Origin of the sequence: Edwardsiella tarda ATCC 15947 = NBRC 105688, assembly GCF_003113495.2 — a bacterium.
Taxonomy (GTDB): domain Bacteria; phylum Pseudomonadota; class Gammaproteobacteria; order Enterobacterales; family Enterobacteriaceae; genus Edwardsiella; species Edwardsiella tarda.
In genome coordinates this window covers 1,935,449-1,949,520 of the sequence record NZ_CP084506.1, presented here as the reverse complement: position 1 = coordinate 1,949,520, position 14,072 = coordinate 1,935,449, and the positions used below count along the sequence as shown (strand labels likewise).

Genomic DNA, 14,072 nt, shown 5'->3' with positions numbered 1-14,072 from the left:
CCCTTTTCTCATCTGTCGTGCTAGGTTGGTGCGGATAGAAAAATAAAACGAGGGGTCGCGATGGGCCTCCATCGCCGTGCCGTTACAGCAGAATGAAAAGCTAGTATATGGCCAATTAGCCGACAGGGAGTCAGTCAATGAAGGAGAATACCATGGCGAGTGCTCGGGCGCTCGCCGCCGGGATGGATAACGCGCAATGGCGCGCCGCCACCCGTTTCGATAGTACGGATATTGCTTGGATCACCATGAGCATCGGGATGGCCATCGGCGCGGGCATTGTGTTTCTGCCCGTGCAGGTTGGCTTGATGGGGTTGTGGGTCTTTCTGCTTTCGGCGGTGATTGGATATCCGGCGATGTATTTGTTCCAACGCCTGTTTATCAATACGCTGGCCGAGTCGGCGGAGTGTAACGACTATCCCGGGGTGATCAGCGGTTATTTGGGGAAGAACTGGGGAATAACGTTAGGTATCCTCTATTTTATCATGTTGATCATCTGGGTATTCGTCTATACCTTGGCGATCACCAACGATAGCGCCTCCTACTTACACACCTTTGAGGTGACGACCTCGCTACTGTCGCAGAACCCACTGTATGGCCTGGGGTTGATCTGCCTCTTGGTGTTCATCGCCGCGGTAAGCGAGCGTCTGTTGTTCAGCCTTTCCGGGGGAATGGCGATCACCGTGCTGCTGGCGGTGACGATGCTGGGTATCCTGATGGTGCCGCACTGGGATGTCGCCAACATTGGCCCACTGCCGCCGACGGGCGAGCTGATCAAGAATGCCATCATCACGCTACCCTTTACCCTGACCTCGATTCTGTTTATTCAATCGCTCAGCCCGATGGTGATCGCCTACCGAGCCAAGAATGTCAGTATCGCCGTTGCCCGCTATAAGTCGCAGCGGGCGATGACTGTGGCCTTCGTGATCCTGTTCGTCATCGTCTTCTTTTATGCGCTGTCGTTTTCGCTGGGCATGTCGCATGAGAGCGCCGTCCAGGCGAGCCAACAGAATATCTCATCGCTGGCCATTACCGCGCAGTATATTCCCGGCGCCTGGGTGACGGTGGTCGGGATCGTGATTAACTTGTTCGCCGTGGTGACCTCATTTTTCGGGGTGTTTCTTGGTTTTCGTGAGGCGTGTATGGGGTTGGTGATCAATGCGTTACAACGCTTTCGGCCGGGAGAGACCTTGGATCAACGACTGATCCGTCGTTGCGTGACCATCGCCATCATCTTCATGGCGTGGGGGGCGCAGGTCACCAATCTGCCGATCCTCAGCTTCACCTCGGTCTGTAGTCCGATCTTCGGCCTGGTCGGTTGCCTGATCCCCGCGTGGTTGGTGTACCGCGTGCCGGCGTTGCATCGCCTGAAGACGCCGACCCTGTGGCTGGTGATCATTACCGGGATCTTGCTGTGTATCTCGCCGTTGTTGGCCTTTTCCTAAGCGATTTCATGGGGAGACATACCCGCGGGCAGCCGGAAGACGGCCCGCGGGTTGGGGTGACAGGCGAACGCGTCGTGCGTTAGGCGCTGAACGGGCGAGCGATCAGGCTGCGCGTGTCGAGGCGCACCTCGCTGAGGGTCACCGGCACGGTGTCACCCTGGCGGAAGACGACTTCGCCTTTCACCTGGATGGTGCCGCTCTCTTGGCTACATACCAGCTCGTCGCGTACCGCATGGATGAAGGAGGCGGGGACGAAGGCGACCGCACCGTTATCCAGCAGACGTACTCGCATGCCGCCGCGTGAGATGTCGATGATCTCCGCGTTGAACGGCGTCGGGGCGTTCACCTTGTCCTTCAGGAAGCGGGCGTACAACCAATCGCCGACGTCACGTTCCGCCATGCGGTTTTGGCGACGGCGCTCGGCCAGTTGCAGGGTCATGGCCGCATCCGGACGTGAGGTCGGCTGGTCGGCGATCAGCGCCTTCAACAGACGATGGTTGACCATATCGCCATACTTACGGATCGGCGAGGTCCAGGTGGCATAGGCCTCCAGGCCCAGGCCGAAGTGCGGTCCCGGCTCGGTGCTGATCTCGGCGAAGGTCTGGAAGCGACGAATACGGCTGTCGAGGAAGGTACTCGGCAGCGAATCCAGGTGGCGACGCAGGGTGCAGAAGCCCTCCAGCGTCAGCAGCGCCTCGGCGTTGGCGGCGACGTCGTTGGCGGCCAGCAGCGAGACGGCCTGCTCGACCAGCGCCGGATCGAAACCGGTATGGGTGTTGTAGATCCCGAAGCCGAGACGCTCACGCAGCACCAGCGCCGCGCAGACGTTGGCGGTGATCATGCACTCTTCGACGATGCGGTTAGCGACGCGGCGTGGTTCGGCGACGATGTCGCGCACGTCGCCGTTATCATCGAGAATGAAACGGTAGTCGGGGCGATCGCGGAATACCAGTGCATGCTGCTGGCGCCAGGCGGTACGGGCGTTGGCGACGCGGTGCAGCAGGCGGATCTGCTCGGCGATGGCCGCATCGTTCGGCTGCCAGTCGCCGCAGCCTTCCAGCCAGTCGGAGACCTGGTCATAAACCAACTTGGCCTTGGATTCGATCCAGCCGCTAAAGAAGCGGATATCGTCGCGCAGGCTACCATCGGCGTCGATGGTGACTTCGCAGGCCAGCACCGGACGGCGTTGACCGGCACGCAGCGAACACAAGTCATCCGAGAGGTCACGCGGCAGCATCGGAATGTTGAAGCCCGGCAGGTAGGTGGTGAAGGCACGCTGGCGCGCCTCGGCATCCAACGGGCAATCGGCGCTGACATAGGCGGTCGGATCGGCGATGGCGATGGTGAGTTTCAGGCTACCGTCGGCATTGTCCGCGACATACAGCGCATCGTCCATATCTTCGGTGCTGGCGCTGTCGATGGTGACGAAGGGCAGGGCAGAGAGATCCTCCCGCACCAGTCCCTCATCCAACATCTCGCCAGCCTGCCATTGTGGCGCCTGACGTGCCAGATCGTGACGCGCCAGGGTCACCCACCAGGGGGCAAAATGGTCGTCGCCATCGGTGATGAAGGTGGTGATCTCGGCGAAGAAGCCGCGATCGCCCTTCAGCGGGTGGCGGCGCATCTCGGCCAAGACCCAGTCACCCTGTTGGAAGGCGCGATCCAGTCCACGTGCCGGACGGCAGCCGATGCTGTCCTTCAGCAGCGGATGATCGGGGATGATGGACAGGCGATCATCGTTGGCCTTCTTCTGAATACGGCCGACGAAGCGGGTCAGGAACGGCTCGATCAGCTCCTCCGGCTCGGCGATTTCACGTTCCTTATCAATCTGGACGGCGGCGCGAACGCGGTCACCGTGCATTACCTTCTTCATCTGCGGCGGCGGAATGAAATAGCTTTTCTGCGCGTCAACCTCGAGAAAGCCAAAGCCTTTGTCGGTCCCCTTGACCACGCCTTCTACGCGGGGGGTTTGCGAGTGAAGTTGCTGTTTTAGCTGGGCAAGCAGCGGATTGTCCTGAAACATAATGTGAAATAGTGATTCCGGCTGATAAATGATCGTGGCGACCAAAAAAGTGGTTGCCATTGTTACGCAAAGTGCCCCGCCGGGGCAAGCGTGGCAGGCGGGGGGCGGCATAATTCCCCCCCCGCCGCGCTCGGGGTTAGCGGAAGGGCGGCTCGTTAAAGGTGCGTAGCTTACGTGAGTGCATGCGATCACCCTCGGCCCGCAGCAGATCCAGGGCATAGATGCCGATCTGGAGATGTTCGGAGATGGCCCCTTGGTAGAAGCGGTTGGCCTGTGCGGGCAGCTTGATCTCACCGTGTAGCGGCTTGTCCGAGACGCACAACAGGGTGCCGTACGGGACGCGGAAGCGGTAGCCCTGAGCGGCGATGGTGGCGCTCTCCATGTCGACCGCCACCGCTCGGCTGAGATTGAAGCGGCGGGCAGAGGCGCTGTAACGCAACTCCCAGTTACGATCGTCGGTGGTGACGACCGTACCCGTGCGTAGCCGCTGTTTGACCTGTTCACCGGGCATGCCGCTGATCTGCTTGGTGGCGTCATACAGCGCCCGTTGCACTTCGGCGATGCTGGGAATGGGAATATCCGGTGGCAGCACGGCATCCAGCACATGGTCGTCGCGCAGGTAGGCGTGAGCCAGGACGTAGTCGCCGATGATCTGGCTCTGACGCAGCCCGCCGCAGTGGCCGATCATCAGCCAGGCATGGGGACGCAACACCGCCAGATGATCGCAGATGGTCTTGGCGTTGGCCGGCCCGACGCCGATGTTGACCAGCGTGATGCCGCTTCCATCTTCACGCATCAGATGGTAGGCCGGCATCTGGTGATTTTTCCATGCCAGATCGGAGACCAACGGGTCGCTGTCGACATTGTCGGCATCGATGTAGATCCCCCCGGCGCCAGAGAGCGCGCAATAGCCGCTGTTGGGGGAGGCGATCTGCCGGCAGGCCCAACGCACGAACTCATCGACATAGCGACTGTAGTTGGTAAAGAGGATATAGGGTTGCACATGCTCCGGCGGCGTGCCGGTATAGTGGCGCAGACGCGCCAGGGAGAAGTCGGTGCGCAGGGCGTCAAAGTGGGACAGCGGCGCATCCTGCTGTCCGAGGAGGGCGCCGTCGGCGGTTTCGTCTCCGATGTGAGCGAGATTGGGGATGGGGAAGTGGCGCGCCAGGGCCGCACTCATCATCCGGTCAAGGGCCAGTTCGGCGCCATCGATCACATAGGGATAGGGGATCTCCTGCTGCGAGGGATGGACCTCGATGCGGGCACCATATTCGCGCACCAGCAGGGTCAGTTGTTCCAGCAGATAACCCCGGAATAACTCCGGCCGGGTGACGGTGGTGACATAGTGGCCGGGATGGTTAAAGCGGCCGTAGGCGCGGGTGCGTTCGGCCGGTTGCCCCTCACCGTCCCAACTGACGTGCAGTGCCGGGTAGACGAAGCCGCCGGCGGCCCGCGCCGCGTCATCGGGGATCTCGCCGCGCTCGATAAAGGCGGCGATGGCTTCGCGTAGGGCGCGGACGGCGCCATCGTAGTATGCGCTCAGGCGATTGATCGCCTGCTCGGGGGTTAGGGATGTCGTGTGATGGACGGAACTCATGGCCTCTCCCGCTAAGCTGACGTGGTACGTTGGGACAAAATAGCTGCAACTCTTGCAAGCCTAGCCGAGAGCGGCGGCGGGGAAAAGGGGGACGCCCCGGACTTTTTCGCTGCCAGCAACACATCAGAGCACCCAATTGGGGTAGAATGCGCTATCTTATGCCCTGATTTCATCCATAAAACGGATAACAGACACCTATGATTATCAAACCTAAGGTTCGCGGTTTTATCTGCACCACTACCCATCCGGTTGGCTGCGAGGCCAACGTTCGTCGTCAGATCGCCTATACCCAAGCGAAGGGTCCGATCGAGAACGGTCCGAAGAAAGTGCTGGTGATCGGCGCCTCTACCGGTTATGGCTTGGCATCACGCATCTCCGCAGCCTTCGGCGCTGGCGCCGCCACCATCGGTGTGTTCTTCGAGAAGCCGGGTACGGAAACTAAGCCGGGCAGCGCGGGGTGGTATAATGCCGCCGCCTTCGACAAGGCCGCCAAAGAAGCGGGCCTGTATGCCAAGAGCATCAACGGCGATGCCTTCTCCAATGCGTGTCGCCAGCAGGTGATCGACCTGATCAAACAGGATCTGGGCCAGGTGGATCTGGTGGTCTATTCACTGGCATCGCCGGTGCGTAAGATGCCGGAGAGTGGGGAAGTGGTACGCTCCGCGCTGAAGCCGATCGGTGAGGTGTATACCACCACCGCCATCGACACCAACAAAGATCAGATCATCACCGCCAGCGTCGAGCCGGCCACAGAGGAAGAGATCCAGAACACCATCACCGTGATGGGCGGGCAGGATTGGGAGCTGTGGATGGCCGCGTTGCGTGATGCGGGTGTGTTGGCGGAGGGGGCTAAATCCGTCGCCTACTCTTACATCGGTACCGACCTGACCTGGCCGATCTACTGGCACGGCACCCTGGGTCGCGCTAAAGAGGATCTGGATCGCGCTGCCGCTGGCATTCGTGGCGACCTCGCCGCACACGGTGGTACGGCACACGTCGCGGTGCTCAAATCGGTGGTCACGCAGGCTTCCAGCGCCATTCCGGTGATGCCGCTGTACATCTCCATGTCCTTCAAGATCATGAAGGAGAAAGGCATCCACGAAGGGTGTATGGAGCAGGTCGATCGCATGATGCGTACTCGCCTGTACGGCAGTGACTTGGCGTTGGATGATCAGGCGCGTATCCGTATGGATGACTGGGAACTGCGTGATGACGTGCAGCAGGCCTGCCGTGATCTGTGGCCATCCATCACCAGCGAGAATCTCTATCAATTGACCGATTATGCCGGTTATAAAGAAGAGTTCCTGCGTCTGTTCGGGTTCGGCCTGGATGGCGTGGATTATGATGCGGACGTGAATCCCGACGTGCAGTTCGATGTCATCTCGCTGTAACGCCTTCATTAGGCATTAATTACCATAGGGGGAATAATATATTCCCCCTTTTAAATACCCTCGATAAATACCTGTCTGATTTTTTCCCGCCACATCATCGAATGATTGTGTTTCGCCGCCGCTTATTTATAGTGATTTCGCGCTTCAGGTAACGTCACTTTGCGCGAGTGGCTCTTGTTTCTGTTTAGCCCGTCATCTTATTTCCTTTCATCGTCAGCGCGCAGAGCCCTATCGTGTGCTGGGGGGATGTGCCGTTTTCTCAGGGGAGGGTTATGCCATTACGCGCCACGTTGCCCTATTTCGCCATCTTCATCTTGGCCGGTTGCGGCACCTACTGGGGCCGCGTGCCCTATACACCACCGCCACCCTCGGCCAAAAATGTGGCCTATGTGCGTCTGATCGGTAATCCGCCCGGTTTTACCATCAGTCAATATGGGAATAAGCCCGGCGCAGTCGACGATACCAGTCTGCTTATTCTACGGCCGACTCATGATCTGGGATTTAATAAGGTCAGTGGGGTGAGTGAGCGATATCGAGAGACCTATTACGAGACGCTGATCTATGCCGATACGCCGACGCGGGTCGGTTTTCGATATGTCTATGGTTGCAGCGACTTCGGTTACACCTTCGTTCCGCAGCGGGGGGAGACCTATGAGTTTCGTCTGTCGCTCAGCGACAAGAGTGGTTACTGCGTATTGTATGCCAATCAGGTGGTCTATGACGCGCAGAACGATCTCTATATTGAGCGCGCGTTATCGCCCTATCAGGGCTATCACTATGCCAAGTAGCGGCAGACATGGCATGCGTAGCGTCATGCTGGCGAGCGCGCTATTGTTACTGAGTGGGTGCCTGGGACATATTGACCGCACGCAACAACAGCGCGTGCAGCAATTCTCCGCCCAACAGCTCGGCGAGCGCCTGGTGCCGGGTAAGACGCATAAGCGCGAGGTGCTGCTGTTGCTCGGCCCGCCATCGTTTCCACACGACTATAACGCCGGCGACCTGTGGTACTACCATTCGAAGAGCGTCGGTAAGGCGCTCTATCTGATCGTGCCGCGTGACTATAACCGCGAGGTGACGCTGACCCTAACCTTTAATCCCGATAAGACACTGCGCAGCTGGCATTACGATGCGCAATGAGGCGCGTCCCTCGGCTCATCCTGCTATGGGCTTAGCAGCTCACCTCTAATGTCTGTGCGGCGGCGGCCTCGACGGTGTAGACGATCAGGCTCTGTTTCAGATCCAGATAGACCGCGTAGTCACGTGTGGTGGTGTAGAGGCTGATCAGGATCTGGATCCCATCCTTGGTGATGTTATGCATATGGACGAAGGTCTCCAGCTGCGTGTTGACCCGCGTATCCTGGCTGATCTTGTCGCGCAATGCCGCCAGTAGCGTCGTCACCTGATCGGCATCGAAGGTTTTGATGATCGCCGCCAACTCAACCCGGCGATAGTCGCTGCGTCCGGGGTTCTCGATCATGATAGAGGAGAACACCGAGTTAGGGATATACAGCGGCTTCTGATCGAAGGTGACGATCTTGGTGGTCCGTAAGCCGATTTCGGCGACCACCCCCTCGGTGTTTTTCTCGGGAAGGCGGATCCAGTCGCCGACGTTAAACGGTCGGTCGAAGTAGAGCATCACGCCGGAGAGCAGGTTGCCCAGGATATTGCGGCTGGCGATACCGATGGCCACGCCACCGACCCCCCCGAAGGTCAGCAGCCCGGACATATTCAGGCCGAGCTGCTCGCCGAAGAGGGTGGCGAGCAGGAAGAGGGTGATGATGTTGATTGCACGGATCACCACCAGCGTCTTCGAGCGATTGATACCATTCTTGATCTGGCGATCGGCGACGATGTTGATCGCCGAGGAGATGGCCTTAAACAGCACGAAGATGATCAGTACCGTCTGGCAGAAGGAGATGTACTTGATCCATTGCCAGAAGCCGACGATCAGCAGGTATTTCTTGACGCCTTCACACAGCAGCAGCACCAACAGCAACCAGAGTAGGGTCTGCGCCACTTGGAGCAGGGCGGTGCCGCGATTCCCTCGGCACTTGCGTAGGCCATACACCAAGCCACTAAGGAGTAACAAGACGGCGGCCAGGATGATATGAGCATGCAACTTTTCGACTAACAACGTCACGACAGGATACCTCTAATGGAACAATCGGCGCCTTAGGCGGCGCTCGCGCTTTAGCTTTATTTCCGCTTGCGGGGGCGAGTTAAAAGCCCCCGCCATCGCGCCGCCAGGCATCGGCGGTCAATGCCTCGCCGAAGTGGCTGGTGATCAGACGCTTCGTCAGATCGTGCAGCGGGGCGGCGAGGACTTCGGCGGTGCTGCCGCGCTCGACCACCTCACCGGCTTGCATCACCAAGACCTGATCGCTGATATGTTTCATCATGCCCAGGTGCTGGGTGACGTAGATATAGGCGATGCCATGTTTCTGTTGTAACTCCAGCATCAGGTTGATGATCTGCGAACGCATCGACATGTCGAGCGAGGCTAGCGCCTCATCGGCGACGATGACCTTGGGTTGCAGGATCAGCGCACGCGCCAAGGCGATGCGTTGCAACTGACCGGCCGCCAGCATATGCGGATAGTAGTAGGCGTGATCGTTACGCAGCCCCACTTGACGTAGGGTCTGGTTGATCCGTGCCTCGCGTGCCGGCGCATCCAGATCGGTATTGAGGCGGAGCGGCACATCCAGGATTTGGCCGATACGCTGACGCGGGTTCAGCGAGGTGGCGGGGTCTTGAAAGATCATGCGAATACATTGACTACGGTAGCGGTAATCGCCGTAGTTTAACGGATGATCATCGATCAGCATGGTGCCACCACTCGGCTCGATCATCCCGGCGATCATCTTGGCCAGGGTGGACTTGCCGGAGCCGTTCTCCCCGATGATGGCCAGCGTTTGCCCTTCGCGCAGGGTGAAGCTGAGCGGTTTGACCGCCTCGACCAGCTGACGCCGGAACCAACCGGTACGATAACGGAAAGTCTTTTCCAGGTTATGCACCTCTAATAACGTCTTCATCATTACGCCTCCTCCGTGTTGAGCGGGAAGTGACAGGCGAATTGATGCCCCTTCACCGTGCGCAGGGTGGGGGTTTCGATGCACTTCTTCTGGGCGTAAGGACAGCGTGGCCCCAGACGACAGCCGATCGGCAAGTGTTCCAGCGAGGGGATGGCACCGGGCAGCGTATTCAGGCGGCTCTTGGGCGGCAGCGCACGGCCAAAGTCGGGCATCGCTCGGATCAGCGCCTGGGTGTAGGGATGGTGCGGCGCGCTGAGGATCTCCTCGCAGCTCGCGCTCTCTACCGTCTGACCGCAATACATCACGTTGATGCGATCGGCCCACTTGCTCATCATCTGTAGATCGTGGCTGATCAGCAGAATGGTGGTGTTGTTATTCTGATTCATGCGCGCCAACAGGCGGAAGATCTGCGCCTGAGTGGTCGGCTCCATGGCATTGGTCGGCTCATCGGCGATCAGCAGGCGTGGCTGGTTGGCCAGGGCGATGGCGATCATCACCTTCTGGCACTCTCCCTCGGTCAGTTCATAGGGCAGGCTGCGCATGGCGTCCCGGTGATCCTTAATCCCGACGCGGTGCAACAGTTCGATGGCGCGTCGGCGGCGCCAGCGTAAGCGTTGCCACCAACGCCCTTTAAAGGTCCAGCCGGGAATCGCCTGGATCAGTTGGCGGCCGATGCGCGCCGAGGGGTCGAGACAGGATTGTGGCTCCTGGAAGATCATCGACACGTTATGGCCGACCAGCTTACGCCGTTGACGTGGCGTCAGGCGCAGTAGATCGATATCGTCGAAGCGCATACGATCGGCGGTGACTTTCCAGTTATCCTTGGTAATCCCGCAGATCGCCTTGGCGATCAGGCTTTTGCCAGAGCCGGACTCACCGACCAGTCCGCGGATTTCCCCTTCGCTCAGGGTCAGACTGACCCGATCGACGGCCTTGACCGCCCCCTCGGGTGTCATGAACTCAATCGTCAGGTTGCGGATATCGAGTAACGGCATTATTTCACCCCGGCATTGATAGCGCGACGCAAGCCGTCGCCCAGCAGGTTAACTAACAGCACGCTGAGCATGATGGCGCCCCCCGGCAACATCACGGTCCAGGGCGCCACATACAACAACTCCAGCGCATCGCCCAGCATGGCGCCCCATTCCGGCGAGGGCAACTGGGCGCCGAGGTCGAGAAAGCCGAGGGCGGCGATATCGATGATCGCCATGGAGAGGGCGCGCGTAAACTCCGACACCAGCACCCCGGCGATGTTCGGCATCACGGCGTCCCAGAGGATGAACCAGGTCGAGGCGCCATCGAGTCGCGCCGCCACAACATACTCTTTCTCTAGCTCCTCATGCACCGCGCTATAGACGGCGCGCACGATACGCGGCAGCAGCGCCAGCCATACCGCCAACATGGCGTGCTCCAGGCGTGGGCCGAGGAAGGCCACCACGATGATCGCCAATAGCAATGACGGAATCGCCAACAGGGTGTCGAGGATATGGTTGAGAATCGCCGAGCGTAGGCCGTGTGTAATACCGGCCAGTACCCCGATAGCCACCCCGCATAGGCTGGCGGCGATGGTCACCACCAGCGCCGAACCGAAGGTTGGCGCCGCACCGCACAGCAGACGGCTGAGCAGATCGCGCCCGAGGTCGTCCGTACCGAGGAAGAACGAGACGTTGCCATAACGCGACCAGGAGGGAGGCAACAACTGATAGCCGAGAAATTGTTGATCCAGGCCGTAGGGAGCCAACAGGCGACCGAAGGCACACAGCAGCAATAGGGCGATAACGCCATACAGGCCAACCATGGCCAGCGAGTCGGCGTGAAAGTGGTACCAGGTCTGGCGCAGCGGGCTGGGGGCCTTCTTTTCGCGATAGACGTTATCGAACTGCATACCATTCCTTATGTTTCAGCGGGCTGGTCATGGCGCCAATGATATCGCACAGCACGTTGACCACCAGGACCAACGAGCCGATCACCATCACCCCGGCCGAGATGGCGGCGAAATCTTGCTGGCGAATGGCGGCGATCAGCCAGCGCCCCAATCCCGGCCAGTTAAACACCACCTCGGTGATCATCGCCAGGGTCAACATGGTGGAGAATTGCAGCCCCAATTGCGGGATGATCGGCGGCAGGGCGTTATGCAGCACGTGGCGGCGGATAATGGTCAGGCGTGACAGGCCCCGGGTGGCCGCCGCCTTGATATAGTTTTGCCCCACGACGTTGTCGGTGCTGATGCGAATCAGGCGGATCACCTCGGTCATCGGCACTAATGCCAATACGCTGACCGGCAGCACCAGATGACGCAGGACGCTTAACAGCATCTGCTGACGATAAGGTGAGTCTGAGAGCCAGGCATCCAGCAGGGCGAAGCCGGTGATATTGGGGACGGGGTATAGCAAGTCGTAGCGCCCGGAGACCGGTAGCCAGCCGAGATGCAGGGCGAAGAACAGCATCATCAGTAACGCCAGCCAGAACACCGGCATGGAGTAGCCGAGCAGGGCCAGGGTGGTAATGGCGCCGTCGGGCCAGCGTCCGCGCATCATGCCGGCGGCGATGCCCATGGGGATACCGCAGAACAGCGCCAGCAGGAAACCGAGGATACACAGCTCCAGGGTGGCGGGAACCACCTCGCGCAACTGACTGACGATGGCCTGGCCGTTGATGCTGGAGACGCCGAAGTCGCCCTCCAATAGGCTATGGAGATAGAAGCGGTAGGCGTCGCTGAGCGAGGCGCCAGAGAGCGGCGCATGCGGCGTGAAGTAAAGCAGGCTGAAACCGACCAGGGTCAGGAAAAACAGAGTGACCAGCAGCAGCAACAGGCGCCGTAACGTAAAGATAATCATGGCGTCTCCTTGGCCGAGACCGCCGGTGCCGGTCGCGTCAGCGGCGGGGTCGGAGCCGGTGCCGCCTCACGGTATACCCCGGCGAAGGAGGCATTACCGAACGGGCTGAGCACCAGTCCCTTGATATCGTAGCGATAGGCTTGCAGACGAAGCGAAGAGGCCAAGGGCAGGATCGGGAGTTGCTGCTCCAGGATCTTCTGTGCCGCCTGATAGTCATCGATGCGTTGGGCGAGCTGCTGCGCCTGCAACGCGCGGTGCAACAAGGCATCAAACGCCGGATCGCACCAGTGTGCCAGGTTAGTCTGTGACTGAATGGCCGCGCAGCTTAACAGGGGGCGGAAGAAACTGTCGGGATCATTACTGTCCGTCGCCCAACCGGTGAGGGTCATGTCGTGACTCATGTCGCTCAGGCGCGCCTCTTGAAAGCGCCCCTCTACCGGGATGATGCTCACCTTGATCCCAACCTGGGCCAGATCGGCCTGGATCAGTTCAGCGGTCTTCAGCGGGCTGGGGTTATAGGCCTGCGAGGCGGTCGGTACCCATAGCTGTAGGCGGAGGTTGCTGATCCCGGCGGCCTTGAGCATCGCGCGCGCCTTCTCGGGATCATAATCGGTGACGCGAGCATCGTTATCATAGGCCCAGGAGGCGCGCGGCAGCAGGGAGGCGGCGGTCTCCGCCGTCCCGTAATAGATGGATTGCATCAAGCGCTGATTATTGATCGAGTAGGCGATGGCGCGCCGCACGTTTTCGTTATTCAGCGGCGGTTTACGGGTGTTGAAAGCCAGGTAGGCCACGTTCATGCCTGGACGCAGCGTCAAGCGCAGACGCGGGTCGTTGCGTAAGATCCCCAACTGGCTGGCGGCGGGGTAGGCGAGGACATCACATTCGCCGGTCAATAGCTTGGAGATCCGCCCGGTACCGCCGGCACCCAGATCGATCACCACCTGCTTCATGCGGGGCGTGCCTTTCCAGTAGGTGGGATTACGCAGTAGGCGAATGAATTGCCCGGCGCGATACTCGCCGCGTATGAAAGGGCCGGTACCGACGGGCAGGCGATCGATCTGCGCCTGCTGGCCGCGTTGCGTCAACTGGTCGGCGTATTGTGCCGACAGGATCGGCGCGTAGTGGGTTGCCAGATGCCAAAGGAAGGAGGCGTCGGGCTGCTTCAGGCGGATTTCGACCGTGTAGTTGTCCAGCTTGCGCATGCTCTGTACCGCATTACTAAACTGGAGACTGTCGAAATAGGGGTAGTGGCCGCCATTGACGTCGTGGTAAGGATGTTGGGCGTCGAACATGCGTTCGAAGCTAAACAGTACGTCATCGGCATTCATGTTGCGTGTCGGCGTGAACCAGGGTGTTTTCTGGAACGGGACATCACGCCGCAGATGCAGAATATAGGTGGCACCGCCGTCGAGCACTTCCCAACTCTGCGCCAGCTCCGGGATCAGGCGATAAGTATAGGGATCGACGTCCAACAGCCGGTCATACAGCTGGGCGGCGAGGGTATCGACCGTCACGCCACTACTCACTAACTGTGGGTTAAACGTACTCACGATACCGTTAACGCAATAGATGAACCCGCTCTGGCGGATATCCGGCACAGCGGGTTGCGGGGCGGCCGTCTTCTCGGTCGCCATGGCCGCTGCCGACAGACACAGCAGCGGGATCAGCAAGTTTTTCCAAGCACGCATAATGGCTTCAACAGGTTATGGGCTGTGTTCTAGGCCGGCGACGCGCGAACCGTCGA

Annotated in this window: 12 protein-coding genes; 4 read left to right on the top strand and 8 right to left on the bottom strand. The window is 59.8% G+C overall.

Annotated features, from left to right (window positions below; all coding sequences use genetic code 11):
• The first annotated feature begins 137 nt into the window (after positions 1-137).
• On the top strand, positions 138-1,442 hold the full coding sequence (locus DCL27_RS08975; RefSeq protein WP_005293448.1) for an SLC5/6 family protein: 1,305 nt from the start codon (positions 138-140) through the stop codon (positions 1,440-1,442).
• A 79-nt stretch (positions 1,443-1,521) separates the two neighbouring features.
• Here the strand turns inward: DCL27_RS08975 and DCL27_RS08970 are convergent, their stop codons facing one another.
• Together DCL27_RS08970 and DCL27_RS08965 are read right to left on the bottom strand one after the other, a co-directional pair.
• Positions 1,522-3,465 carry an exoribonuclease II gene (locus DCL27_RS08970; protein ID WP_005293451.1) on the bottom strand — a complete coding sequence of 648 codons (1,944 nt, stop codon included), beginning with the start codon at positions 3,463-3,465 and terminating at the stop codon, positions 1,522-1,524.
• Positions 3,466-3,601: 136 nt separating this feature from the next.
• Positions 3,602-5,062: an AMP nucleosidase gene (locus DCL27_RS08965; RefSeq protein WP_035598584.1), complete on the bottom strand. Its 1,461-nt coding sequence runs from the start codon at positions 5,060-5,062 to the stop codon at positions 3,602-3,604.
• 197 nt (positions 5,063-5,259) lie between these two features.
• Between DCL27_RS08965 and fabV the strand changes: the two genes are divergently transcribed.
• The 3 genes from fabV to DCL27_RS08950 all read left to right on the top strand — a co-directional run bounded on the left by fabV (position 5,260) and on the right by DCL27_RS08950 (position 7,593).
• Positions 5,260-6,453, top strand: coding sequence for an enoyl-ACP reductase FabV (fabV, locus tag DCL27_RS08960; protein WP_005285502.1), 1,194 nt, complete (start codon positions 5,260-5,262; stop codon positions 6,451-6,453).
• Positions 6,454-6,725: 272 nt separating this feature from the next.
• Positions 6,726-7,241: a hypothetical protein gene (locus DCL27_RS08955; RefSeq protein ID WP_005285503.1), complete on the top strand. Its 516-nt coding sequence runs from the start codon at positions 6,726-6,728 to the stop codon at positions 7,239-7,241.
• 13 nt (positions 7,242-7,254) lie between these two features.
• Positions 7,255-7,593, top strand: coding sequence for an outer membrane protein assembly factor BamE (locus DCL27_RS08950; protein WP_005285504.1), 339 nt, complete (start codon positions 7,255-7,257; stop codon positions 7,591-7,593).
• Between the two features lie 31 nt (positions 7,594-7,624).
• On the opposite strand, the gene DCL27_RS08945 is transcribed toward DCL27_RS08950, so the two are convergent.
• From DCL27_RS08945 to sapA, 6 genes are all read right to left on the bottom strand, one after another.
• The gene (locus tag DCL27_RS08945) at positions 7,625-8,596 is read right to left on the bottom strand and encodes a mechanosensitive ion channel family protein (protein ID WP_005293456.1); all 972 of its coding nucleotides are present in this window, start codon (positions 8,594-8,596) and stop codon (positions 7,625-7,627) included.
• Between the two features lie 79 nt (positions 8,597-8,675).
• A complete protein-coding gene (sapF, locus tag DCL27_RS08940; RefSeq protein ID WP_005285511.1) occupies positions 8,676-9,491 on the bottom strand; it encodes a putrescine export ABC transporter ATP-binding protein SapF in 816 nt (271 codons plus the stop codon).
• Positions 9,491-10,483: a putrescine export ABC transporter ATP-binding protein SapD gene (gene sapD / locus DCL27_RS08935; RefSeq protein WP_005285514.1), complete on the bottom strand. Its 993-nt coding sequence runs from the start codon at positions 10,481-10,483 to the stop codon at positions 9,491-9,493. The genes sapF and sapD overlap by 1 nt, the downstream gene beginning before the upstream one ends.
• A complete protein-coding gene (gene sapC / locus DCL27_RS08930) occupies positions 10,483-11,373 on the bottom strand; it encodes a putrescine export ABC transporter permease SapC (RefSeq protein WP_228594421.1) in 891 nt (296 codons plus the stop codon). The genes sapD and sapC overlap by 1 nt, the downstream gene beginning before the upstream one ends.
• Positions 11,360-12,325 (bottom strand): putrescine export ABC transporter permease SapB, encoded by a 966-nt coding sequence (gene sapB, locus DCL27_RS08925; protein WP_005285520.1) that lies wholly within the window; start codon positions 12,323-12,325, stop codon positions 11,360-11,362. Before sapB ends, sapC begins: the two co-directional genes overlap by 14 nt.
• Positions 12,322-14,016: an ABC transporter substrate-binding protein SapA gene (gene sapA, locus DCL27_RS08920; RefSeq protein ID WP_005285522.1), complete on the bottom strand. Its 1,695-nt coding sequence runs from the start codon at positions 14,014-14,016 to the stop codon at positions 12,322-12,324. Before sapA ends, sapB begins: the two co-directional genes overlap by 4 nt.
• Between the last annotated feature and the right edge of the window lie 56 nt (positions 14,017-14,072).